This window comes from Tenacibaculum aiptasiae (assembly GCF_008806755.1).
Taxonomy (GTDB): Bacteria; Bacteroidota; Bacteroidia; order Flavobacteriales; family Flavobacteriaceae; genus Polaribacter; species Polaribacter aiptasiae.
In genome coordinates, this window is sequence record NZ_WAAU01000013.1 from 97463 (window position 1) to 123824 (window position 26362).

The following is a 26362-nucleotide window of genomic DNA, read 5'->3' on the forward strand; positions in this document are numbered from 1 at the left end:
TACTATTATTGTGGTATCATACGAACGTAACGTATAAAACCGTTACCTTCAATTTTACTTTTAATATTTTCTGAATTTAGATCAAATTCTACATCGTCTTTATAGTATTCTTGATCTTCTACAGCAGATTCAAAACGAATTTTATATCCTTTATTAATCTTATCATTAGGAATTTCAATAATACTAATAGCTCTATTTCCTCCACTTATTGTTGCACCAGTTATAGCATCAATATTTGAGCGTACTTTGCCATGGAAACTCCACCATTCTGTAATATCATGATACCATTCTTGATCATCTCCTTGAACGTATAATGTTTTTTCATATTCTCCTTTAGGATTTAATAATGAAATGACAATATATGCTCCTTCACCGTCATAATTCTTCATTTGAATCATGCATTTATACTTACTACTATCTGGGGGAGTAAATGCCATTATTCCAAATGTTACTATAAAAAGTATTGAAAGTTTTTTTATCATTTTTTAATTCAATTGTTTATTTCAAAAAGCTAATATCGATATTTTTTAATGCTTCGTTTTCTTTTGCTAAGTCATATAAGGTTTCATCAAAATCTGTTTTTACAGATTTATTTGCGCCTAACGATACTAAGTGTTTGATAATCTTATCATTTTTAGCAGTCATAACCGCTTTTTGTAATGCTGTTAAACCTTTGTTATTTTTTGCATTAATATTAATTTTATATTCTTTAATAAAATCTAACATTGGAATGCTTTGCTTATCTACAGCTAAATGATATAAAGTATTTCCGTCTTTCTGAGTTTTTTCAACATCTAATCCTTTAGATTTTAAAGCATTTAGTTTTTTAGAAAACTCCTCTTTATTTTTAGGGTTAAATGTTTTGAATAAATAATAGTTTAAGTTGTTTCCTTTTTTGTCAACTATAGCAACATCAGAGCCTTTTGATATAAAATAATCAACTACTTCAGGTTTGTTTCTTAAAGCATAAGTTAAAGCAGATCTACCATCCTTATTAGTATGATTAATATCTTTCGTTTTGTCAGCTAATAATTTTATAATCTCTATAGAATTTCTACTCGAAGCATTTAATAAAGGAGTATTTCCTTCTTTATTAGCTTGGTTTGCATCTACACCTTTGTCAATAAAATACTCGTAAGTTGCTATATCTTTATTTCTATATGATAAATTGTGTAAAGGAGTAGTACCTTCTTTATTAGTAATGTTTGGATTAATTCCTAAACCTTCTAAATATTTAAAATAGTCTAATGAGTTATAACCTCTTCTAGAACCTCTGGTCGCAAATAGCATTGCATTTCCACCTTTTTTATTCAATGTTTTATATGGTAATCCTTTTTTAATCAGTAATTCTAGCATTTTTTTATTACCAGATTGAGCAGTATAATTAAAAGCACCATTACCATCTTTATCGGTAGAATTAATATCTAACCCTTTTTTAGTGAAATAGTCTACTAATTTAAAGTCTTCTAATTTTGGAGTAATTAATAACAAAGCATTAGCTCCTTTAGGAGTTTTATCTTTTAAAATGTTTGCTCCTTTACTTATTAAAAGGTCATACAGTTTTGTGTTTGTTACACCTGCAACAGCAGCGAAGTTTAGTAGTGAATATCCTTTATCATCAATGACATCAGTTTTAGCACCATTGTTCAATAAATAGTTAACAATTGGCATGTTATTTTTATAGGCTGCCCAAAAAATATAAGTCCTACCATCATGAGTTAATTTGTTAACATCATTTCCTTTTTTGCTAAGTAAGTGTTTAATTACATTTTCGTCTGCATTTTCTAACAAAGCATATACAACAGCATCAAAACCATATCTGTTTAGTTTTGTAGCACTGTTACCTTCTTTAATTTTTTGTTCAACTTGGTCAATAGAAGGTTTAGTTTTCCAAAAATCTCTCTTTAAAAAGATGTTTGTGTTTTGAGCAAAAACTACCGAGCTTATTAAAAATAAACTCAGTAGTAATTTAATATTTAATGATTTCATTTAGATTATTTTTTTACAAATGACTCTATAATGTTATTCATTTCGTCTTCTTTAAGCTTTTCAGAATAAAGGTGTTTGAATAACGCTTTATTGTCAACTTTAGCCTTCAAAGATAGGTCTTTATTTCTTCCGTAAACCTCAGACCATTTATTTCTAACCGATTGCCACTTAGCTTGGTTCTTTTTCCACCAATCTTGAGCAGCTTGACAACGAGAATCTGGAACTCTTACATAAGTATTGTATCCTTTTTCTTTTGCAATAACAAAATCTTTTTCTCCTGCTTTACGTACTACCTTCTTGTTATCTTGATCGTGAACCCAACCGTAATCAGTTATTTCATGACGATTACCTCTTTCGGTAACATTATAATCAGCTCTTTGAGTATATTCTCTTCTTGGTAATGGAGCATCAGTAGTGTTTTCCCAATAGCTTTTTCCATCAACATGAACCCAAGTACCAGATCCTTCATAACGTGGACTATCATCTACTTGATATACCTTTTGTGTCCATTGTTTTTTAACGTCAGATTTTGGTTTGTTTACATATAACCAATTGTTGTCTCCATTAAACATATAGAAATCACGGTTTTGATACATCCAATCTTGTCTCCAGTGCTTAACAATATATGGTTTGTCTGGACTACCTACTTGTAATAAATGTTGGATTGATATTTTGTTTTTTTCATCTTCCACTAATTCAGCCCATTCTAAACCTTTGGCGATTTTGGTTTTTGAAGGCTTATATAATGAATCTTTACTATAGTTAAATGTCTCAGTAAAGTTAAAAGTCACTTCAAAACAACCACACATTTTCTTAATGGCTTTTAAGTCTTTACTTTTTTTGCTTTGTGCATTTACAGTGAATGCTGCAAACGTTATTAGAGTTACTACGAATAAGTTTCTCATTGTTTGTTTTATTATGTTTTTAAAAATTTTTCACAAAAATATAAAATTTATTTAGATTGATTTAAAATAACTATATATATTTGCCGAAAATTATTAAGAATGTTTCTAAATAAAATTTTAACTTTTCTACTTGTGTTTACAGGAATAGTAGTTTTCTCTCAAGAAGAACAAAGTAGAGATAGTATAAAACATAATGACTTAGATGAAGTTGTGGTTACTGCAACTAGAACCAAAAGGCAGTTGTCTTCAGTACCAATGCCAGTAACATTAGTATCAAAAAAACAATTACAACAGTCAGGTTCTGTAAGGTTAAGAGATATATTATTAGAACAAACAGGAATTGTAATGGTTTCTGACTTTGGAAATTCAGAAGGAGTTCAATTGCAAGGTGTAGCTGCTGATTATACTCTAATATTAATTGATGGAGTACCAGTTGTAGGTAGAACAGCAGGAAATATAGATTTACGAAGGCTTACTGTAAATAATATTAAACAGATAGAAATAGTAAAAGGACCATCGTCTTCTTTATATGGTTCAGAAGCTATTGGTGGAGTAATAAATATTATTACTGAGCAACCAAAAGAAGGGCAATTTAAAGGAGATTTACAATTGTTAGCTAGAGGAGGAGCAAGAAATGAGTTAGATATTAATACTAATGTAATTTCTAAAAAAAATAAGTTTGGAATTGTAGCAGGTCTTAATTTGAATTCAAGTAAAGGATTTGATTTAACGCCTGAATCTCCTAACTCTAAAACAACATATCCGCACCAAAATTATACAGGTAATTTACAACTTAGTTATGATTTTTCTGATAAACTAAAAGCTCTAGTAGATGGTAGGTATTATAAACAAGAACAGAATAATCCTTCTTCAGATAACAAACAAACTGATTGGAATTTTAATGCGAATGTTTCTCATAAGCTTTCTGATTCGTGGGATATAGATTACACATTTTATGGAACTCGTTATAAAACGGAGAGTATTTTTAATGGAAGTTTAGATTTATTTAATAGAAGTCTGTTTAGACCTGAAATAAAAACTACTGTTTCATTAGGAGATTATGGTACTGTAGTAGCTGGTGTAGGAGCAAACTTTGATGCCTTAGAAAGAAGTGCTTTCGATGGAAACAAGAAATACGAAGCTCAATATGTTTTTGGTCAGTATGATTTCAATCCAATAGAGAATTTAAACATTGTAGCTGGTGCTAGATTTGATAGTCATAATAAATATAAATCGGCATTTTCACCAAAACTTTCTGCAAGTTATAAAATAAACAATTGGGTTACAGCTAAAGGATCAGTAGGTTATGGATTCAAGGCTCCAGATTTCCGTCAATTGTATTTTAACTTTAGAAATTCATCTGGAGGATATATAGTTCTTGGAACTCAAACTTTACATGATTTATATCCAAATGCCACAGGTATTAATAATATTGAAAGAGACTTAAAGCCTGAAAACTCAATAGGGTATAATTTTGGACTTCAATTAAAACCCTTGTCAAGTTTAAATATTGGAATTAATTTATTTAGAAATGATATTCAAGATTTGATAGATACTTTCGATACCCAATTATCTGCAACAGATTTAGGATTATCTCCTGGCACTCGAACTTTTTCTTATAGAAATATTAGTGAAGTATATACTCAAGGAGTAGAGGTAGATGTAAATTATAGAATTTCCAATAATTTTAGATTAATAGGAGGTTATCAATTCTTAGATACAGGTGATAAAGAACAAGAGCGTTTAATAAAAGATGGGAAAGTATTTTTTAGAAGAACACCTTCATCTCCATCAGAACAGTTAACTCTTTCTCAGTATTTCGGTTTACCAAACCGATCAAAACATACTGCAAACTTAAAGTTGTTTTATGAAAACTTTGAACATGATTTTACGGCGAATATTAGAGCGGTTTATAGAAGCAAATATGCACTAAGAGATACTAATAATAGTAAAGGAGTTATTGATAACTATGATAAGTTTGTAGCTTCTCAAATGCGAATAAATGTAGCTGTAGATAAAACCTTCTTTAACTTAATGACATTGCAATTAGGAGTTGATAATGTTTTTAATGAACAAGGAAAAAGTAATAAGGATACTTTTTTCTCTGTAGTGAATGGTCAGAGAATACCTGATGACAGTACATTATTATTAGGTAGAACAGTATATAGTAGAATAACTTTTAAATTTTAAAATAAACCTTAAACATTAATAAATCAATTAAAAATGAAACAATTAAAAACACTTTTAGTTTTAGCAATTATATCTTTTGTAGCTACTTCTTGTAGTGATAGTGATACTCCAGTAGTTAAGTCGGTTGAAGCTAAAACGATATCAAACTTATATGCACCTCAAAATGGAGGTTTTGGCCAAGGACCAATATCTGGAGAATTTACAAAGTTTAGTTTTAAGGAAGGTAAAAAAGTAACTGGAGATAATTGGGATATTGCTTTTAGAGGTCTTAGGGTAATTGTAAATGGTGGAAGTAAATATGGATTAACAGATGAGCCAGAAAGAACTGGTAATGCATCGTTAGCTGTTGTAAATAGTGAGTTTTCAAAAGTTTTAATGGCACCAGCGGATAGTGAATTTAAACAAGATGCAAAAGGGGTATATGCTTTACCTGTGAGTGGAGCTGGTTGGTATACTTATAGTAATGGTGTTGTTACTGCTAATGCTGGTACAATTATAGTTATTAAAACTATTGATGGAAACTATGCTAAGATGGAGATAAAAAGTTACTATAAAGATTTAACATCTAAAGAAGCAAGATATTATACGTTTGACTATGTATACAACCCAAATGTTGGAGATAAAAGTTTAAAATAATATTATTAAATAAAATCAAATAACCAAGCTTAAATCTATGAAAATGAAACAATTACTTTTAACGATACCTATAGTTTTATTTATTTTAACTATAACAAATTCATTAGGGCAAAACATTATTAAACCTGAAGGATCAATTGATTTACTAGAGCCAATCAAGAAATCCAGTTCTCATAGTGTAACTATTACTAGTTTAGAGTATACTTATGGTGATAAGATTTCTTCAAATGAAACAATAAAAATCCCATCTGATGGGTATGTTCACTTGAAAGCTAATGTTTTGGTTTTTAATCATAGTGGGGTTTTTCAGGGGTTTAGGCAAATGATGTATAGGAAAAATTCAACTGGAAAAACGTATTCAATTGGTAATCCTGTATATAGAGAAAATAGGTTTATGACTAATTGGGTGTCTGAAATTACTTTTATTTTAACCAAAGATATGTTTGAATCGGGAAAAATTGGCTCATTATTTGCTAAGTTTGAGTCTAACTGGGGGAACAGATGGTTAAGTGATGGTTTTAAGGTATCTATTGATCAAGTTGGAATTTTAAATAATAAGATTAGTGGAAATCAAACAATAAAGGCAGGAAAGAGTGCATCTGTTTTAACAGGTACTATGCCCACTGGAGGAAATGGTAGTTATTCATTTCAATGGCAAAAACAATCCTTAGGAGAAAGAGTTTATACAAATATTCCTGGAGCAACATCAAAAGATTTTAATCCTGGAATTCTTAATAAAACTACTTATTTTAGAAGGATAGTAAAATCTTATGGTTTTAATAATACTGTTAGTAATCAAGTATTGATTACTGTAGAAATACCTTTAGCAAATAATGTGATTTGTTGTGATCAAACTTTAAATTATGACGAAATCCCAGCAACTTTAACAGGTACAATTCCAGGAGATGGAAGTGGTGATTTTGTTTATGATTGGGATTCTCGAACTAAATTCCCAGGTAAAAGTGATTATGGTATATGGACAAATACAGTAGGAAATAGTAAAGATTATGTATTTAAAAGAGCGCTTCCAGATTATGCTGCGGAACCATATTATGTCCAATATAGAAGACATGCCTATTCTGTAAAAACAGGAAGAAGTAGCTTTAGTAATATTATTACAATTAAACAGAATCCAGACAATAAAGGTATAAGAAATAACTCTATTTCTACATCTTCAGGTTCAGGAGTTTTTAATGGAACTACACCAACAGGAGGAAGTGGAAGTTATACATATCAATGGTATTTTACAATTGAATGTGCAGCTGACCATATTTATGCTTATAATGAACCTATTCCTGGTGCCACTTCTAAAGATCATACAGTGACCATGCCATGGGTTAGTAGTTCACCATGTAAAGAAACATTATTTTTTCATAGGTTAACTACAGATTCAGAAGGAAGAACTCAGTATTCTAATTCTATAAATATGTCTGGAGGAGATAGTTCAGATTATTTTGGTAAGAGTTCATCAAAATCATCTAAAAAACAAATAGTGTCTCATTCTCAGAATGAAACCGAATTATTAGATATTCCAGAAATTATAGAAGGTAAAAAAGATTTTAATTTATTAGTTGATAATTTAACTGAGCAAATAAAAATAAAATCGAATTTTAAAAAGGACACAAATCTTAATATTTCATTAGTTTCTATAATAGATGGTAAAAAGTCTACAGTGTATGAAGGAAAAGTGAAAAAAGGTAATTGGAATTTTGAATATAATACAACGAAAGGTATAAATAAAGGAATTTATGTTTGTAGAATAATATATGATGGAGAAGTTTTCTCTAAAAAGATTATTATTAGATAAAGAAAAACTTCAGTAATGTAATTATTGAATTTTGTTAGTTTTTGTTACGTTTGAATGGTTTAATCATTATGATTAAACCATTCTTTTTTATAAAAAAAACACAAGCCTAATTATTAGAAGACCTGTGTTAAGATTTTTTATAAACTATATTACTATTTAGTATAATCTATAACTATGTTTATAGTAGTGTTCACTGTAATTCCTCCTTGAGAAATCTTTTGTTCGATGGTTTTTCTTAATTTTAAAGAGTTAGGAGTTAGCTCAGTAATTTTAAAATCAGCGTCACCTAGATTTACCGTATTATTAATTTGATCTGGTAAATTTGCCTTAATTAATTCTCCATTTTTAATAGTTAAAATGTTATTATTTAATTCCCAGTCAGCTTCACTAGTAATATTTTCTACTTTAAATGTTTCTGTATGTGTTTGACCACTCGTTGTTGAAGTTGTTTTAATATCATAAGAACCAGATGCATTCGTTTTATTTGGGTTTTCAGTAAAAGCTGTAGTAGCATTAATATTAATTCCTTCTCCAACAAAACTTGTTTTTGGAATTGTTATTGGACCTCCAGAAATTTCTAAATTTCCATCATATTTATAATTGGTAAGTTTCCATTCACCAATAAGGTCATTCTGATTGTAGTTTATATTTTCATCAGAATCAGTACAGCTAGTAAAAGTAATAATTGAAAATATTAATACTAGTTTCATTAACATAATTTTTTTCATAATGTTTTTTGTTTAAAATATTTAAAAAGTTAGTTTATGAAAGAGTATGGAAAATAACTAATTAACCGGAGGTTAAAAAAAGATTTTTCATAGCAGCTTTCATTTTTTCCGTAAAAATATTCTTTTTAGAGAAATAATAAAATGAAAATAGTAATATTTTAATGTTAGATAATTTTTTCTGCCAAATATTTAGAAGTATATGATTTTTTATTTTTAGCCAATTCTTCTGGAGTACCTGTGAAAATTAATTGACCTCCATTTTTTCCACCTTCTAAACCTAAATCAATAATATAATCGGCACACTTAATAAGTTCTATATTATGTTCAATTACAATGATTGAATGCCCTCTTTCTATTAATGCGTTGAATGAAGCTAATAATTTTTTTATATCATGGAAATGTAAACCTGTTGTCGGTTCGTCAAAAATAAATAAGGCTTTATCTTTAGTGTTTCCTTTTACTAAAAAAGAAGCTAGTTTTATACGTTGTGCTTCACCTCCTGAAAGGGTAGAAGAAGATTGTCCTAGTTGAACATATCCTAATCCAACATCGTGTAGAGGTTTTAATTTCTTTGCAATTTTAGGTTGATTGTGTTTTGTAAAGAAGGCAACAGCATCATCTATGGTAAGATTTAAGATATCGTCAATAGACTTCCCTTCGAAAGTAACTTCTAAAACCTCCTTTTTAAAGCGTTTTCCATTACAAGCTTCACACTCTAAATGAACATCAGCCATAAATTGCATTTCAATAGTAACTTCTCCTTCACCTTTACAAACTTCACAGCGACCGCCTTCTACGTTAAAAGAAAAATGCTTTGGTTGATAGTTACGTATTTTTGATAGCTTTTGAGTTGATAATAATTTACGAATATCATCATAAGCCTTTATGTATGTAACTGGATTAGATCTTGATGAACGACCTATTGGGTTTTGATCTATGAATTCAACATGTTTTAAATTATCATAACTTCCTTTGATTTCTGTGTATTGTCCAATTTTATTTCCATATCCAATCAATTCTTTTTGCATTACTGGATATAGAATTTTCTTAACTAAAGTACTTTTTCCACTACCAGATACTCCTGTAATAACAGTTAGGTTATTTAGGGGGAAAGAAACATTAATGTTTTTTAAATTGTTTTCACGAGCTCCAATAATATCAATAGTATTTTTGGAAGCTCTACGTTGTACAGGAACCTCTATTTTTAGTTTTTCTGATAAGTATTGAGCAGTTAATGATTCTGATTTTAATATTTCTTTAAAAGTACCTTCTGCTACTACATTACCACCATAAGTACCTGCTTCTGGACCTATATCAATAACATAATCGGCTTCTTTCATAATATCTTCGTCATGTTCTACAACAATAACAGTATTACCTAAGTCGCGTAGGTTTTTTAAAACTCCAATTAACCTTTCTGTATCTTTTGGATGTAATCCAATACTAGGTTCATCTAAAATATACATTGAACCTACTAAAGAACTTCCTAACGAAGTAGCTAAGTTTATACGTTGACTTTCTCCTCCTGAAAGTGTGTTTGAAGTTCTATTTAAGGTTAAATAGTTTAATCCAACGTCTTGTAAAAATTGTAAACGGTTATTAATCTCAGTAAGTAATCGTTTTCCTATTTTTTCTTCGTATTTGTTAAGTTGTATACTTTTAAAAAAAGCAGCAAGTTCATCTAATGGTAAGCTAACCAAATCAGAAATTACTTTACCATATACTTGTACATAATTTGCTTCTTTTCGCAAACGTTTACCATTACAATTAGTACAAGTGGTTTTACCTCTATATCGAGATAACATTACTCGATTTTGAATTTTATAGCTTTTTTCTTCTAATTTTTTGAATAGACTATTAATTCCATCAAACTTTTTAGTACCATTCCAAACTAATTGTTTTTGCTCTTCAGTAAGCTCAAACCAAGGTTTATGAATTGGAATATCAAAGTCTGAAGCATTTAAAATTAAGTTATCCTTATATTCTTTATAACTATCTGTTTTGAAAGGGAAAATAGCATCTTCATAAATAGAAAGTCCAGTATTAGGAATTACTAATTCTTCATCAATTCCTATAACACTTCCGTAACCTTCACAAGTTGGACAAGCTCCATAAGGATTGTTAAAACTAAAAAGGTGTGTATTTGGTTCTAAAAAGGAAATTCCATCCAATTCAAATTTATTGCTAAATTCAGTAAGCTTATTATCGGTTAAGTTTTCAATAAAACAAATTCCTTTTCCTTCAAAAAAAGCAGTTTGTACAGCATCTCCTAAACGATTGTAAAAATCTTCTTCATTTTTTACAACAATTCGATCTACAACTAAAAGCAGTTCGTTGCCTTTAAAATCAGCAATAGGAAATTCATCAATTCGATACACTGTCTCGTTATGTTTTATACGAGCATATCCCTGTTGGGTTAATACCTGAATTACTGTTTTGATATCTCTTTTTTCGTTGATTGTAATAGGAGCTAATAACAATAATTTAGTACGTTCTTCAAATTGTTTTACAAAATTTAAAACGTCGGAAACCGTATGTTTCTTTACTTCATTACCAGAAATAGGAGAGAAGGTTTTTCCAATACGAGCATATAATAATTTGATATAATCGTAAATTTCTGTTGAGGTACCCACGGTTGATCTTGGGTTGGTAGAATTTACCTTTTGCTCTATGGCAATTGCTGGAGCAATACCTTTAATATAATCTACTTTTGGTTTGTGTAATTTACCTAAGAATTGACGTGCATAAGACGATAAACTTTCTACATAGCGCCTTTGACCTTCTGCATACAAAGTATCAAAAGCTAAGGATGATTTCCCTGAACCAGAAAGTCCAGTAATAACAACTAATTTATTACGAGGAATAACGACATCTATATTTTTTAAGTTATGGAGACTTGCTCCTTTTATAATGATGTTTTCTTTAGGATTTATAGTAGAAATATCTGTCTTCATTTACACAAAAAAATAAACGATAAAAGTACGGTTTATTTTTTAGGTAAGAAACAGATATTAAAGTGTAGTTTAAATTAAAACCACACTATCAAGTAGAGCGATTTATTTGTTTTTTATTGATTATGAAACTTCATAAGAAACTATTTATGATGTTTCATAAATTCATTATACTACATATGTATAAATAACCTTTATTAAAAATTACAAAGAGTAAATTAGAAAGGGGGCTTATGATTTATGTAGTGCTTTTCGTATTAATGCTTAGTAGGAAAAGAAGCCGAAATCATTAATATATTTGCTGTTTTAGAATATAAAGGGACAGAAATAATTTCTTTAGAGTTATCGCTTTTTATTTTGACTTTAATATCCTTTGAAGGGGTGAATAATATTTTATCAATAGTACTATTTACTGAATATTTTGTATATGTATATGAGTCATTAATTTGCGCAAAAGGTATTTTTAAGATGCCAATTGTAGATGGTTCATGAATAGTAGAAGAAAAAGAAGCGTTTTTTTTATAATAAATAGTTATGGTAGGTGGATTTGCAACTAATAATCCTGTGATTCTTCCAAAATTACTACTATGAGTTAAACTCCCTGAATTGTAAGGAGGAGGACTGATGAAACAAAAACCAGTATTTTTACATTTGGGGTTATTCATAGATTGGTTTATGACGCTTTCAAAATACCATCCCCAACTTTTATTTGCTGAATTAATTTCCTTTGTTTTTTGTTTGTTTTCGATAAAATTTAATGGTGTTACAGGAATAAAAACGTAACCTTTATATTCAATTTTAATGCTTATTAAATTATCTCTTGAATTTATAAAAGAATATGAGTTGTTTGAATTATTGTAGGGAACAAATGTTGGTTTGTTCATGTCGTTGTTAATATTGTTATTATCAGGAGAGTCTTTAGTTTGGTTTATGTTAATTTCAATAATTCTACTTTTATCATTTAATGAATTTTTAATTTCTGCCATTGATATTCCAATTTTAAAAGCTGGAGAGAATTGATAAGTTTTTCCATCAATAGGGTCAAAAGTAATTAACCCCCCATTATTTTTATTAGGGTATCTCAAATTTTTAATAGAATGTAAAATGAGATTTGAATTGTAACTAAGGTTATTTGCTGTAGTTCTAATACTCCTATATTGATCAATATAACTTATTATATAAGGTAGTAACTGAGAGCAAGATGCAGGCATTTTAGGTAGAAAAGAATCTAAATTTTCCTCATTCACTATTTGATGAAATAGAAAAGGTTTTTTTTTATTTTCAGAGTCACTCCATTGGTACCCTATTTTATAAAGAAAAATATAATCTAGTTTATTGTTAATAGATAGTTTGTAAGGCGCTAATATTTTGTTCGCATAGTTTATTTTTATTCGACTAATAGAATCAAATAGGGTTTCGTAAACTAAAACAATTTTCTCAGCATTTTTTTTTTGCATTAAATATTCTTCTTCAAGGAGAAGTTTATCGTGAGTGCTTAATTGATATTTAATAGACGTAATTAATTGTTTATAGGCGTTAATAAAATTATCAGAAGATGAAAGTTTTACTGTTCCTTTTGTGGGGTTAGAAATTACTCTTGAACTAATAAGGTCATACGTTGATTGATTAAAGTTTTGATTAGAATTAAGGTAATTATAAGGGAAACGGTTATGATTAGGATCAATTAGAGGGAGTAGTGTGTCAGAATTGGTGATTATCCCCTTTTTTCGTAATAATTTGCTCCAGCCTGAAAGACGTCTATTGTAGGAAGACTCATTATTGTTGTTTAATATTTTGTTTTGTGAAGTTAAATTAAAAGAATTAAAAAAAGAAAATATTATTAAAAACAAAGATGGAAAATAGGCGAGTATTTTAGACATAAAAATAATTGAAATTTAAAAGGGAGAAATAGAATTCTCCCTTTTTGAAACTATTTAAAGAAAACTAAGTTAATTATTCACTTTTTCCTGATACTCCAGGGTTTGTAATAGCTCCAGCGATTACAAAACCTTGTTTTTGAAATTCAGGAACAGATATTATTTCTTTAGAAGGTTCGAAAGTTAATGTGAATTCAGAATTATTAGCACCCTTTTCATATCTTCCTCCAGAGGCACCAGCACTAAAGCTTCCTAAAGATATAAAACCAAATAATTTTAAATTACCTGAGGTTTTAGTGCTCCAAGCTTCTTTAAAACTATTGAAATCAGCATTTTTATATTTAATAATTATTGTTGGGTAGTTACTAATAATAAAGTTATTCATCCAGCCAAAGTTACCTCCTTCTCTAAAATCTTTAAAGTTGAAAGGAGGAGGAGTGCTAGATGCAAATTTAAACCCACTAACATTTTTTCCTTGATTTTCATATGCTTGTCGAATAATAGAACCATTATACCAGCCAGTGTTAATATCTTGTTGCCATGCTTGTGGACTTATAGGAAGGATTGAATAACCCTTATATTGCACAGTAATTTCGGCGTCTTTACTAGTGCCTTGAAATGTAGACATGTCATAAGAAAATTGTGTTCCTAAAGAAAATTTAAGCCATGAACCAACAGAAAAACCTGTGCTACCATTAATACTAACATTAAGGTTTGAACCTGATGATTCTGATGTTGTCATCTTAAATTCAATAACTCTAGAATCGTTATTAAGGTCATTTTGAATTTCTGCTATTGATTTATTAAGATTCCAACCTGTTCTAAAATTATCATCAATGTTTCCTGTAACTGGATCAAATGTTTTCATACCTCCATTTTTTTTATTTGGAGCTTGAGTGTTTTTAATTGCTTGAGCTACTGTCCAAGAACCGTTTTGCATTTGGGTTTGAAGTGCATTTACTGGAGCAGTCATATTTAAATAAATAGAAACATCATTAATTACTTGGTCAGATGAGCCAGGTCTATTAGGTAGTAAATCTTTAAGGTTCCTTGCTGATGACATTTCATCGTAAGTTAAAGGTGGTTTATTGGCAACTTGAGTACCGCTCCATTGTGATCCTAAAACATAACTGATAATGTAGTCATATTTTGTAGATACTCCCCATGCTCCAACAACTTCTTTAGCTTCTTTTATTTGATTGTCAGTTATTTCTCCATAAGTTGTTTGATAATCTTGAACTATAGTTGCTTGTTGAGCTTGAGCGTTTCCTTGTACTTTATTTAATTTAATAGTATCTTCATTATTTAAAGAATATTCAATACCGCTTAAAACTTGGATATAATTGTTAGGGAATGAACCAGCAGTTGAAAGAGCGGCTGAAGGGTTTACATGTCCTGGCGAAACATTACCAGTTAAAATATCATATGTTCCTCTATTAAAAATATTATTTAAATTTTGCCAATTGTATAAGAAGCCACCTTGGGCAGGAAATTGAATAGGGTACACATAGTCATTTATAATTCCTTTTACAGCATTTTGAGTTTGTTCTTGTAATACTTCATAGTATTTACTTTGGACTTTTTCATTGTCATTGGCTGAGGTTACTTGAGCATCAATAACAGGATTGTCTATTAAGTTATTCATAATTTGATTAGTTAAAAATTCCTACTCATATGGCTTTTCGGGGGACGCCTCGTTTTTTTAAGTAGTTTCTGTCTCTACTTTAGAAAACTAATTTTATAGCGCTATTTCGTCTTCTGATATAAAGTTACTTTTTATAGAAAGAAGGATTTTTAAATAATGTTGTGAATTCTTTTTTTTGTGTTGTGAGTGTGATGTAATGTGTTGTGAAAAAGGTTTTTATGTGTTTTGGTTTAAGTTTTTTATTATGAAATATAACATTTTGAATTGTTTTATTTAACTGTTAGATAACTCTAGTAAAGAAGTAGTTCGCATATAAAAAATAACTTGTTAAAGAAACCGAATTTCTAATTAAAAACTAGAGATTCGGTTTTGATATTTCTATATTTTAAGAAAAAAATAGATGCTTTAAATACTGATGTTGACTTTAGAGTCTTGTAGTGTTTTTGACATTGCTAATCCCCATTGTCCATTTATATCGCTATCTATTTTCCATCCCATTACACCTCCAAATTCTATTTTATTATCGGTGGCTTTGCTTAATATAATTTCAAGTTTTTCAGTAGGAATATATCCAGTATTGTTTACATCGTTTGGAGTAATTGGTTTACCCAAAATTAATTTATGAGCTGGTATTTCCTGATTGGTAATACTTAATATAGAAGTTGGATTTTGTATGGAGCTATACTGAATTTCAAATAAAGAACTATAATCTTCATAAGACTGATATTCCCAATTTCCTTGGTTATAATATTGAATATTATAATAGTCAATTATCCCATTAGTTTTTCTTTCTATTTCACTATAACCTCCATTAAACATAAAGTATGGTGCTTGTGGTGCATGGGAAATTTGTAATGGATAGTTCTTTTCCATGCTAGTTTTGTTTACCGCTATTGTTACATCAACTAACCATTGAATAGTTTGAGAATCCATTAAAATATTTTCTATGTCTAAATCGATTCCATCAAATTGATGTTGGATAGCAAAATTAGCAAGATCTGAACCATATATTTTTGGGTCAAAATTAAGAGGATTCAAATATTCGCCTCCAGCAGAAAGAATACATTTTTTATCTTTACTTTTTAAAAAACTAATAATTTCAGGAGAATTTACAACAGCTTCAGCTGCTCCAATTACTCCTTTTTTAGGGTCTTGCCAGAATGAAAATAATATATCTGTGTACCCTTTATATTTACTTTTTACATCGGTAAGTGTAATCCAATTGCTAAAATAGCCAACTACTTTTTTTGTCATAATGTTTTGTGTTATAGAGTTAAATAATAGTTTTACGTGTTCTAAAATGATTATAAGGGTCTTTAGATTCGTTTTCTTTTATTTCTATTAAGCGTTTGTAACTTTTATCAAAGTATGTTTTGGTAGGAATTGAACTATCTTTGAAACTAATAAAAGCTCCAGAGGTATTTGGAATGTCAAAACCTCTACTTGCTTCAATCCAATCTAAAGCACGATTTGTTCTATCATAGGCAAAATTGTCTTGAAACTCTTCTTTTTCTTCAGTTTCTGTATTCCACCAGCACTGATATTGTATGGTGTATAGCTTGTCTTTGTATGGGAATGCGCTATTTGTTTCTTCAGCTTTTTGTGTATAGAAATCTCCCACTATAGCTCCTAAAGTAACATAGTTAAATAAGCCTAAAGCTCTATTACCATCTAATATTAAACTTGATGTTAAGCTTTTTAAAAGTTGTTGATATCCATTTTTATTATTGTAATCTAATCCATTTTTATCAACTAAACGAGAAGTGATTTTATGTGGAGCAGGTAAATCTTCATCAGGTTGTAAAGGAGTTCCCTGAAGTAAGTTTAGCTTGCTTAAAATTTTAGAATGAGATTCTCTGTCCCAATTGCTCATTAAATTTTTACCATAATTATTTTTATGATGAAAATCGGCGCCAGTAGCTGGTTCAATAGTAAATTGATAATTTGCTAGAACTCCTGTGAAATTTTTATTTATAGCATCAGTTAAACTAGCTTCATCTCCTTCCCAGTACCCATAAAACACACAATTATGAGCTATGGTTTCAGTATCAATTGGTGTATTGTTATCCCATGATCTTCCGTTTATTTTTAAATTAGTACCAGTTAGTCTAGGAGTATTTTCTGAAGTAATTAATTCTTCCCATTTTTTCAATACTTGAATAGTAGGAACATTTTCTTCTATTAAATCAGGGTTTTGATCTGAATAAGGATTCCATTCAATTTCAAAACGATGTAAAATTTTTGGTAATGGAAATGTTTGAATACGTAATTCAGTAACAATGCCATAACTCATACCACCACCTCCTCTAAGTGCCCAAAGTAAGTCAGGTATAGAACCTGTTTCTGGATTTGCGTTTAGGTTTACTAATTTACCATTTCCAAGTAGGATAGTAGCTCCAACTAAATGTTCGCAACACATTCCCATTTTTCGAGTCCATGGTCCCCAACCACCTCCCATGGTAAATCCAGCAATTCCTACAGTTGCGCAAGTTCCATGAGGTATCATAACATTATTATCGGCCAAAATTGAGGTAAGTGACTCAAATCTAATTCCAGGACCTATTTTAGCTATTTTAGTATTGGGATCTATAGATACACGATTCATTTTTGAAACATCAATTAATACAACGTTGGTTCCATTACATTCTCCCTCATGATCGTGTCCACCAGCTCTAACTTTTATAGGAAGTTTGTTTTTGATAGCTGTGTTGTATGTAGCTTCAATATCAGAAGCTGTTTCGCAATAGACTATAACAAATGGGTTAAATTGTAAACGTCTATTAAAAATTTGACTTTTTAAATTATGTTCGTATACATTTTCTAAATCTCCCCAATTGGTAGAAATAGTTACAGTTGAAGGAATAATTTTATTTAGTTCTTTTAAAAAAGAATCGATTTGTTCTTTTAACTGTATTGTAATTGTTGGTTGCATCATAATAATTAATTTTATTTAGAATTTATTCTATAACCCAATACAGTTCTGTATCACTGTGATTATATTCTCGTAGTCCAATTCCTTGATGATTTTTTGAATTACCATATACATAAAGTAATCCTTGGTTTTTAGTGTTGCAACTAATAAAGTATACATTAGAATCTTGACCTTTTACATGTTGAAAATTAAAAACTTGATCAACATCATTAGGATGGTTATTAGATGTTTCTAGTCTATTATTGTTAGGGTAACTTTCAGCTACCTTAGCACCTTGGTTTTTAGTGTTTATAGTTATCTTAGAGTCAATTATAGTCCATTTTTGATCCTGATTTTCTGGATCGTAAGTGTTCATGGCTATTTCTTCATTCTTAGTGCTTGGAAAAGCTTCCCAACAATAATTGGTATCATTAAAAGCTTTAATAATTAAATTTGTTGTTTTCATTTTTCTATAATTTATTGATTAATTTCTTCTAATATCATAGGAAGTAGTTCTTCCAGATTTGCTCCACTTTTTTTAATATCAACTTTATTAATGCTCATTTCATTTGGATTTAAAATTGATTTGAAAAGAAAAGGAGCTGTTGATATTCCAATTCCTACGGCAAGTATTCCTCCTCCTAATAAAGGAAGGTTTATACCTTTCATTTCTTTTCCTCCTAACCACCAATTATTTTGTAAACCGATATTTGACCCTTGTCCAATGACTACATTTGAGATTTGGTATTTTTTACCATCAATACTAAATCTTAAATTACCTTTTATAGCAAAATTTAATTCACTTGGTTTTTTATCTGTAGTAAATGAAGCAATGGTACTACCTTTTCCTATATTGTTATTGAACCATTTTGCAGGTGTTTGGCTTTTATGTCTTCCAGCTTTTACAGTAATTATACCTTTTCCATTTTTTATTGATGAAGTCACTTCTTTATATGGTTGTCCAATTGTAACAATAGCACTGGAAGTATTGAATTCGAAGGTTTCAAATTTTGAATCTGGGATGGTTAAGATGAATTCATTATCTTGACTTCCAGAAAGTTGACTGACACATTTTATTTTAAAAGAGTTGCTGCCTGATGGATCTAGGTAAAGCTGATCTTCTAATTTGGTATTTTCATTTATAATTTCACCTCCTTTGTTATCACTTTTAGCTTCTATGCTTTTTGAGCAAAGGTGCCAGTTGTTAGTAGAAGAGTAATGCCCTTGACCAAGACATACTTCAAATTCATCTTGATTAATATACAAGGTGCCTTCTACAGCAAAATTTAATTTAGAAGGAGAGTTACTTCCTCTAGCAGTATGAATCATATGCTGCGTGTTTTCTCCTACAAAATTTTTATAAAATTTAGCTGGCTTTTCATCACCATGTCTATCAGCCTTAATTGTAATTGTTAGTGTGTTGTTGTTGGTTTTAACGGAAATGTCTCCCCAGTTTTTTTCATCACCTATAGAATGTTTTTTAGCTTTGAAGTCGAGTTTAGTTAATGCAATATCTGCGTTATAAACAAATTTAAAATCGTTAGTACTTTTTCCCATGATTAGTTATTTTAGTTATACTTATTTGTAATTTTAGTGATAAAGTTACTTTTTAAATAGGCTGTATTTTACAGATATGTTGTGAACACTTTTTTTTATGTAGTGGCACAAAAAAAATGACGTATAAAAATTATACATCATTTGAGTTTGGTTAGTTAGGTTTATGTTTAAATGCTTATTTTAAGATGGCAAATGATTTGATGGTTTCTTTGTATTTATCACTAAAGTAAACTACATGTTTCCCTTTTAATAATAAAGAGTTCTCTTTAAACCTTATTTGATCAATTGCATTGATATTTACAATGTATTTTCTATGAACTTGTTTAAATAAAGAATTGTTTAAATAATCATTCATTTTTCCTAATGAAATTTGAATAATAAATTTTTCATGCTCCGTAATGATGTTACAGTATCTATTATCAACCTCAATATAAATGATGTTAGAAAGCATTACTTTTTTTAAGGAATCTCTTTTCTTTATAAATAAATAATCATCACTAATTACTGTATTTTGATTAGTACTTGCGAAAATATTTGTTTGGTCATAAAACTTTTCAATAGCCATTTCGATAGCATATAAAATTTCTAATTCATTAAATGGTTTTAATAAAAAACGAAAAGGCTTGGTTAATTTTGCTCTTTCAAATATATGTCGGTCTTTAGAACCTGTTAAGAAAATAAAAGGTTTTAGTGATTTAGGTACGGTAGAAATGGTTTCGGCAAAAGTAATTCCTTCCGGATTTGTACCTAAAAAAACATCGATGATTACAAGGTCTACAGTAAGTTCATAAAAAAGCGTTAAAGCTTCTTGGTAACTATGTCCAATACCAACTACATTATATCCATTTTTTTCTAAAATAGCTTTAAGTTCCATTGCTATAATGCTATTATCTTCAACAATAAGTATGTTTATATTATCCATGTTTAGTTCGATTTTTGAAAGCTAATAATCATTTTTGTACCCATATCTTTAATGCTTTCAATTTTAAATTGTGCGTTGTTTTTTTCGATTAATGTTTTACAGAGGTGAATACCTAGTCCAGTACCGATTTCCTCTTGATTTCTTTTTTTGTTAAGTAGTGTTGTGTCTTTTAGAAGATCCTTGACCGTTTCTTCACTCATTCCAATTCCAGTGTCTTCTATTACTAGTGATTCTAAGTTGTTTTTAATAGAAAAGTTATAAATAATTATAGTGTCGTTTTCATTAGAAAATTTAATAGCGTTGTCTAATAAATTTCTAATAATTATTTTAAGAGAGTCTATATCAGCATAAATAAAAGTAGCAGGAGTTACTTTGTTTATGAAAGTTATATTTTTAGTATCAAATAAAGGTTGATAATTAAAAGCAACTTGTTGCATTATAGAAAATAAATCAACAGATTCTATATTGAAATAAATTTGTTTTGTTTGCATTGTCGACCAGTTTAACAAGTTTTCTAATAAATTATAAGAGCTATTAGCGATAGCTGCATTTTTATTTACAATGTTCCCCAATGCATCGTAATTTCGATTTTTAATTTCTGTTAAGAGATTAGAATTGCTTTTTTTTAATAGATTAACTGATGATCTTAAATCGTGACTAACAATAGAAAAAAGTTTATCTTTTGTTTTATTTAATTGATTAAGTTCATCTTTTTGAGTTGTAATTATTTTATTGGCTTTACTTTTTTGAGAGTACAAGAAAAATCCACTTGTAAGTAGAAGGATAAGTAAAATAGAAGAAATGAAAAAACCATTTCGTTGCGATACTTTTAATTTATTTTCAGCTTCTAATAAATTTATTTGTTTTTGTTTTTGAGCTACAGCGAGTTTCTTTTCTACTTGAGCTACAGCCCAGATTCTGTTTTGGTTGTTAAGGGAATCTTTCCATTTTTCAAACTCTTTTCTGTAAACTAGAGCTTTAGCTAAATCTTTTCTATTTTCTTCAACTACAGCCATGTTTAAAGCTGCTTTTCTTTTTATCTTAAAATTTGAGGTTTTTTTTGAAAGTTCATAAGCTTTTTTGAAAAAAGGAATAGCTTCATTGTCTTTATATTGTTCATAATAAACATTAGCAATGTCCATATAAGAACCAATTAAAAGTATTGTGTCTTTCTTTTTTTCTTGTAGAGAAGTGCTATTTAATAAATATTTTTCAGCTTCTTTAAATTTAGACAAATGAAAATAGCAAAGTCCTATGTTGTGTAGTATAGCACTTTGCTGAGGTTTGTATTTAATATTGAAATAATTTTTCTCTAAATCGAGAAAAATTTTTAGAGCTTTCTTGTATTTGTTTTGCAACAAATATATTTGACCAATAGCACCTTTGGTATAGGAATAAAAAGGAAAAGCATTAGATATTAATTGGTATTCTTTTAAAGATTGATCTAAAACATTTTTCTTTTTGAAACTACGAGCTCTTAAGAAATGTATATAATTTATTAATTTCTTATCCTTTGTGTCTTTTAATAAAACATAGGAATGAATTAAAGTTGAATCCCATTCCTTTTGTTTGAAAAAAGTATGTATTCTTTTTAAATCTTCTTTTTGTTGATGTTTTTCAATAATCTTTTCAAACTCAACAGATAATTCGTCTTTCTGCTGAGAAAAAAGATGTACAGTAAATAACAGTACTAGTATAGTTCTTAAAATATGCATTTGTTACGGGGGGTAAAAATTATATAAAAAAAACAGGCTCTATTTAGAGCTTTGATACTAGTGGCTAACCTGGTGTGGTATCTTGTACAGTGGTTTCAGTTCCTCTAGAGGTTGTAGGGTCAATGTTCCAAACAAATGTTTGTATTACTTTGATTTTATCTAAGCTAATGCCTTCAGGAAATGTTACTAATTCGTTAGTAGAAAATTTAATCGTATAAGCTTGGTATTCATTTGTAGTTTTATTATCATTTATTTTTAACATATCTTCTACAGTAGTATGAATAAAAAACTGTAGCATATAGTCGCCAAAGCTATTTACAGAAAATAACTGAGAGATCTTTATAGCTGAAGCTGATAATGGAGTTGAAGAACTTACAAAAATAAGTGCTTTTACATTTATAGGACCATAACTTATAGGACCACAACGATGTTGAGTTGCTTCTACTAGAGAAGGTAAGGGGCGTTCAAATGTGTTTTCAAAATAAATACTTCCAGATTTTTGAATTGTTACTTCAGGTGAAATTACTTTCCCAGGAGGAAAGACGATTGAGGATGTGTCAGTACTAGTCATAGTTTTCGGAGGATTAATTAAATATATAAACTAAGTTTATTGTAAATATATGAAAAACATAATCTAGAAACTAGGAAATTAAATGATTAAAATGAAAAAATAATCTGATTTTCAGTTTGATAAAGATGCTAAAGAAATAGGCTATAAACCCTGAGTTTGTTAATGTTTTTATAAAAAAAATAAATTATTTTTGGTTTTTTATATAAAAAAAGCAATATTTGTAACTAGTTATTAATCAATAAATAAACGCCTATAGCTAAATAATTACTTTTAATAAACATACCCCTTAACCAAAGAAACTCTGTGAAAGACTTCTTTAAAAAAAAGTAATTATGATGCATAAAAACGATGTAAGTGATAGTGTATTAGTTAAAAACTACATTAACGGAAAAGAGTTAGCAATAGAATTATTGATTAAACGTCACCAACAACGCTTGTATAGCTTTATCTATAGCAAAATACAAGATAGAGATACTACAGAAGATATTTTTCAAGATACTTTTATTAAAGTAATAAGAACACTAAAAAAAGGAAGCTATAACGAAGAAGGAAAGTTTTTACCTTGGGTTATGAGGATAGCTCATAATTTAATTATAGATTACTTTAGAAAGAGTAATAGAATGCCTACATTTAATAATACGGATGATTTTGATATTTTTTCTGTATTAAGTGATGGAACATTAAATGCAGAGAATCAGATAATTAAAGAGCAGATTTTATCTGATGTTAAAGATTTAGTTGAGGAATTACCTGAAGAACAAAAAGAAGTTTTAAAAATGCGTATTTACAACGATATGAGTTTTAATGAAATATCTGAAAATACAGGTGTTAGCATTAACACAGCCTTAGGTAGAATGAGATATGCATTAATTAATTTAAGGAAGATTGTGGAGAAAAATAAAATTATTTTGGTGAATTAAACAATAAAAGTGAAAAAGCATCGTTAAATAATTGAAAATAAATAAATAAGGGAATTTTTATGATGCAACTTTACTCTGAAAGATCTTCGGATTTTAAAATGAAACCTAAACAAGAAACAATTCAATTTTTGATTAATTTTTCTAAATCGTTAAAAGTAGTTAAAACCAAATCAAACTATCTCATTGAATTGAATTTGAATTAAGAGTGGAAAAAGCTTCAACGAAAGTTGGGGCTTTTTTTATATTCTATTTTTATAATATTCATCAAGAACAGTTTTTCTACCTATTGTTTTGGTAATAATATCATTTTCTAAATTCCATCCACGAGCAGGAGAATACTCTCTACCATACCATATGATTTGTAAATGTAAGTCGTTCCAGTGTTCTCTAGGAAATAATCGTTTGGCATCTTTTTCAGTTTGACCTACACTTTTTCCGTTAGATAGATTCCAGCGATACATTAATCTGTGTATATGAGTATCAACAGGAAAAGCAGGTACGCCAAAAGCTTGACTCATTACAACACTAGCTGTTTTATGACCAACTGCTGGTAGCTCTTCTAAATACTCAAAGCTTTCTGGTACTTCACCATTGTGTTTTTCAATCAATATTTTTGATAAACCATGTATGCCTTTAGATTTCATTGGAGATAATCCACAAGGTCTGATAATTTCTTTAATTTCTTCAACAGACATTTTTACCATATCATAAGGATTATCTGCCTTAGCAAAAAGTAAAGGAGTAATTTGATTTACTCTAACATCAGTACATTGAGCAGATAATAAAACTGCTATAAGTAAGGTGTAAGGGTCTTTATGATCTAAAGGAACAGGAATTTCAGGATACAGCTCTTTTAATGTATTAATAACAAATTGTACTTTGTCTGCTTTGGTCATTTTCAATATCTTTATATTCGCAAAAATACAAATTATGACTACATTAAAAATAGGAGATAAAGCACCAAATTTCAAATCAGTTGATGAAAAAGGAAATGTTGTTAAACTTTCTGATTATAAAGGAAAAAAATTAGTATTGTTTTTCTACCCAAAAGCAAGTACTCCAGGGTGTACAGCTGAGGCATGTGATTTGAGAGATAATTATCAAACTTTTTTATCTAAAGGATATGAAATCTTAGGGGCTAGTGCCGATTCGGCAAAGCGTCAACAGAATTGGATAAATAAGCATGAGCTACCATTTCCTTTATTAGCAGATGAAAGTAAAGAAGTAATCAATGCTTTTGGAGTTTGGGGACCAAAGAAATTTATGGGGCGTGAATATGATGGAATTCACCGTACAACATTTGTAATTGACGAAAATGGAGTAATTGAAGATGTTATTTTAAAAGTAAAAACAAAAGAGCACGCTAATCAAATTTTAGGATAAATAAAAAACCGAGTACAATACTCGGTTTTTTTTATTATTTACTACTTTCGAATAATTCTTTTTGAAGTTGTTTACTTGTTTTCGAACTTCCATCGTGACTCCATCCTGGAGGCATAAAAACATATTTTAATCGAGTACCTAATGGTAAGTGTTTTTTACGACTAAAGAAATCTTTAAAAATTTCTTTCCATTCATGAAAAATGATGTTAACAGGTCCTTTATCTTCTAAAGGTTTAGTCAATCCAAATTTAAGTTTTTCGTAATCTTCTTCATCTTCTTCTGCTTGAAATGTACCAAAAATTCTATCCCAAATAATTAATGCCATTCCCATGTTTTTATCTAAATATTTGGTGTTCGAAGCATGGTGAACCCTGTGATGAGATGGAGTTACAAAAATGTATTCCCATATATTTAAAAAGAAACCAAGAACACCTTTGCGTTTGTTTCTTTTAATAAAATTAGTGTGACATAAGGTTCCATAATTTTGATTCATAGCATAGGCAAACATAATATGCAATGGAGCTATTCCAACAAGAATTAAAGGAATTAAAAACATAAACCTATAAAAAGGTTGGAATACAGGGGAACGGAATCCAGTTGAAATATTATAGTATTCAGAATTATGATGCGTAACATGAACTGCCCAGAAAAAGCGCGAATGATGATCTACATAATGGTGAATATAATATAGAAAGTCTTGTCCTATAAAAGCTATTAACCAATATAAAACACCTGTGCTTTCCCAGTTAATTAATCTATAGCTGTAAAAAAAGTTCATCACTATAAATGAAACTCCATACATAAGACCATCTAAAAAAACATTGGTTATGGCAAAGTAGACATTTGTTGAAACATCTTTGAACTCATAATTTTTAGCTTTTCTTTTGTAGCTAAAATACATTTCAATAAAAATGGCTAATGCACAAATAGGTACGAACCATTTGTATGCATTTTGATGAGTAAAAATATCCATTTATTAAATTTTGTGTAAAGTTAAAAACATTATTTTAATCGTTGTTCAATCCAATTCTTAAAACTGTAAAAGTTTTGAGGAGCTACACCATGACCTACAGGATATTCTGAATAATCACTTTTTAAATTGTAATTTTCTAATAAAGTAGGTGCTTTTCTTGCCCAATTAACTGGTAAAACCTGATCTACTGTACCATGAGAAATATAATAATCAGTTGTTATTTCAGTATTAACTTCAGCTGGTAACAAATCTTCATTAATATATCCACTTAAAGCTACTACGTGTTGTACCATATTGGGATTATTAAGACTTAAAGCATAGCTTAATATTGCTCCTTGACTAAACCCTAAAAGAAACGTCTTATTTGGGTTTGTATTGTATTTCTCTTTAATTTCATTAATGAAAGAAGCAATTTTAGTCATTGATTCTCTTGCTTGGTCTAGATCAGAAAACTTTTCATTATTAGCGTCGAAGTTAATAGCATACCAAGCATATCCATCATATCCCATGCTATATGGAGCTTGGGCACTCACAATTAATAATTCATCAGGTAATTCTTCAGAAAATGAAAATAAATCTCTTTCGTTACTACCATATCCATGTAATAAAATTAATAAAGGAGGATTGGTAGAAGCCTTTTTAGGCTCTCGTATAATATAGTGTAAACTCATGTAATAAATTC

The 26362-nt window shown here is 29.2% G+C and carries 22 protein-coding genes; 5 read left to right on the plus strand and 17 right to left on the minus strand.

Annotated features, from left to right (window positions below; all coding sequences use genetic code 11):
* Positions 1–5: 5 nt before the first annotated feature.
* From F7018_RS09345 to F7018_RS09355, 3 genes are all read right to left on the minus strand, one after another.
* Complete coding sequence (locus F7018_RS09345) at positions 6–437, minus strand: DUF2271 domain-containing protein (RefSeq protein ID WP_394350029.1); 432 nt, start codon at positions 435–437, stop codon at positions 6–8.
* 61 nt (positions 438–498) lie between these two features.
* Positions 499–1989 carry an ankyrin repeat domain-containing protein gene (locus tag F7018_RS09350; RefSeq protein WP_150899797.1) on the minus strand — a complete coding sequence of 497 codons (1491 nt, stop codon included), beginning with the start codon at positions 1987–1989 and terminating at the stop codon, positions 499–501.
* Positions 1990–1994: 5 nt separating this feature from the next.
* Positions 1995–2894: a DUF6607 family protein gene (locus F7018_RS09355; RefSeq protein ID WP_150899798.1), complete on the minus strand. Its 900-nt coding sequence runs from the start codon at positions 2892–2894 to the stop codon at positions 1995–1997.
* Positions 2895–2993: 99 nt separating this feature from the next.
* Here F7018_RS09355 and F7018_RS09360 point away from each other — a divergent pair, with 99 nt between their 5' ends.
* The 3 genes from F7018_RS09360 to F7018_RS09370 are packed head-to-tail and all read left to right on the plus strand — an operon-like array spanning position 2994 to position 7527.
* Positions 2994–5084, plus strand: a complete 2091-nt coding sequence (locus F7018_RS09360) for a TonB-dependent receptor plug domain-containing protein (RefSeq protein ID WP_150899799.1) — start codon at positions 2994–2996, stop codon at positions 5082–5084.
* Positions 5085–5117: 33 nt separating this feature from the next.
* On the plus strand, positions 5118–5720 hold the full coding sequence (locus tag F7018_RS09365; protein WP_150899800.1) for an HmuY family protein: 603 nt from the start codon (positions 5118–5120) through the stop codon (positions 5718–5720).
* Between the two features lie 43 nt (positions 5721–5763).
* Positions 5764–7527 (plus strand): hypothetical protein, encoded by a 1764-nt coding sequence (locus tag F7018_RS09370; protein ID WP_150899801.1) that lies wholly within the window; start codon positions 5764–5766, stop codon positions 7525–7527.
* Positions 7528–7679: 152 nt separating this feature from the next.
* On the opposite strand, the gene F7018_RS09375 is transcribed toward F7018_RS09370, so the two are convergent.
* From F7018_RS09375 to F7018_RS09425, 11 genes are all read right to left on the minus strand, one after another.
* Positions 7680–8255 (minus strand): lipocalin family protein, encoded by a 576-nt coding sequence (locus F7018_RS09375; RefSeq protein WP_150899802.1) that lies wholly within the window; start codon positions 8253–8255, stop codon positions 7680–7682.
* 164 nt (positions 8256–8419) lie between these two features.
* Entirely contained in the window at positions 8420–11209 is a 2790-nt protein-coding gene (gene uvrA / locus F7018_RS09380) for an excinuclease ABC subunit UvrA (RefSeq protein WP_150899803.1), read from the minus strand.
* 254 nt (positions 11210–11463) lie between these two features.
* Complete coding sequence (locus F7018_RS09385) at positions 11464–13086, minus strand: hypothetical protein (protein WP_150899804.1); 1623 nt, start codon at positions 13084–13086, stop codon at positions 11464–11466.
* A gap of 73 nt (positions 13087–13159) precedes the next feature.
* Positions 13160–14728: a hypothetical protein gene (locus F7018_RS09390; RefSeq protein ID WP_150899805.1), complete on the minus strand. Its 1569-nt coding sequence runs from the start codon at positions 14726–14728 to the stop codon at positions 13160–13162.
* A gap of 405 nt (positions 14729–15133) precedes the next feature.
* Positions 15134–15982 (minus strand): glycosyl hydrolase family 18 protein, encoded by an 849-nt coding sequence (locus F7018_RS09395; protein ID WP_150899806.1) that lies wholly within the window; start codon positions 15980–15982, stop codon positions 15134–15136.
* 19 nt (positions 15983–16001) lie between these two features.
* Positions 16002–17663, minus strand: a complete 1662-nt coding sequence (locus tag F7018_RS09400; RefSeq protein WP_150899807.1) for an FAD-binding oxidoreductase — start codon at positions 17661–17663, stop codon at positions 16002–16004.
* Positions 17664–17685: 22 nt separating this feature from the next.
* Positions 17686–18105 (minus strand): hypothetical protein, encoded by a 420-nt coding sequence (locus F7018_RS09405; RefSeq protein ID WP_150899808.1) that lies wholly within the window; start codon positions 18103–18105, stop codon positions 17686–17688.
* 11 nt (positions 18106–18116) lie between these two features.
* Positions 18117–19196: a hypothetical protein gene (locus F7018_RS09410; protein WP_150899809.1), complete on the minus strand. Its 1080-nt coding sequence runs from the start codon at positions 19194–19196 to the stop codon at positions 18117–18119.
* 175 nt (positions 19197–19371) lie between these two features.
* Complete coding sequence (locus tag F7018_RS09415; RefSeq protein ID WP_150899810.1) at positions 19372–20118, minus strand: LytR/AlgR family response regulator transcription factor; 747 nt, start codon at positions 20116–20118, stop codon at positions 19372–19374.
* Between the two features lie 2 nt (positions 20119–20120).
* Positions 20121–21833 carry a tetratricopeptide repeat-containing sensor histidine kinase gene (locus tag F7018_RS09420; RefSeq protein ID WP_150899811.1) on the minus strand — a complete coding sequence of 571 codons (1713 nt, stop codon included), beginning with the start codon at positions 21831–21833 and terminating at the stop codon, positions 20121–20123.
* A 64-nt stretch (positions 21834–21897) separates the two neighbouring features.
* Complete coding sequence (locus tag F7018_RS09425) at positions 21898–22404, minus strand: hypothetical protein (protein WP_150899812.1); 507 nt, start codon at positions 22402–22404, stop codon at positions 21898–21900.
* A 335-nt stretch (positions 22405–22739) separates the two neighbouring features.
* On the opposite strand from F7018_RS09425, the gene F7018_RS09430 reads away from it, so the two are divergent.
* Positions 22740–23324 carry an RNA polymerase sigma factor gene (locus F7018_RS09430; RefSeq protein ID WP_175578701.1) on the plus strand — a complete coding sequence of 195 codons (585 nt, stop codon included), beginning with the start codon at positions 22740–22742 and terminating at the stop codon, positions 23322–23324.
* 239 nt (positions 23325–23563) lie between these two features.
* Here F7018_RS09430 and F7018_RS09435 read toward each other — a convergent pair whose 3' ends face one another.
* The gene (locus F7018_RS09435) at positions 23564–24220 is read right to left on the minus strand and encodes an endonuclease III domain-containing protein (RefSeq protein WP_150899814.1); all 657 of its coding nucleotides are present in this window, start codon (positions 24218–24220) and stop codon (positions 23564–23566) included.
* A gap of 34 nt (positions 24221–24254) precedes the next feature.
* Here F7018_RS09435 and bcp point away from each other — a divergent pair, with 34 nt between their 5' ends.
* Entirely contained in the window at positions 24255–24707 is a 453-nt protein-coding gene (gene bcp, locus F7018_RS09440) for a thioredoxin-dependent thiol peroxidase (RefSeq protein WP_150899815.1), read from the plus strand.
* A 34-nt stretch (positions 24708–24741) separates the two neighbouring features.
* Here bcp and F7018_RS09445 read toward each other — a convergent pair whose 3' ends face one another.
* Both F7018_RS09445 and F7018_RS09450 read right to left on the minus strand, forming a co-directional pair.
* Entirely contained in the window at positions 24742–25680 is a 939-nt protein-coding gene (locus tag F7018_RS09445; protein WP_150899816.1) for a sterol desaturase family protein, read from the minus strand.
* 29 nt (positions 25681–25709) lie between these two features.
* On the minus strand, positions 25710–26351 hold the full coding sequence (locus F7018_RS09450) for an alpha/beta hydrolase (protein ID WP_150899817.1): 642 nt from the start codon (positions 26349–26351) through the stop codon (positions 25710–25712).
* Positions 26352–26362 lie beyond the last annotated feature (11 nt).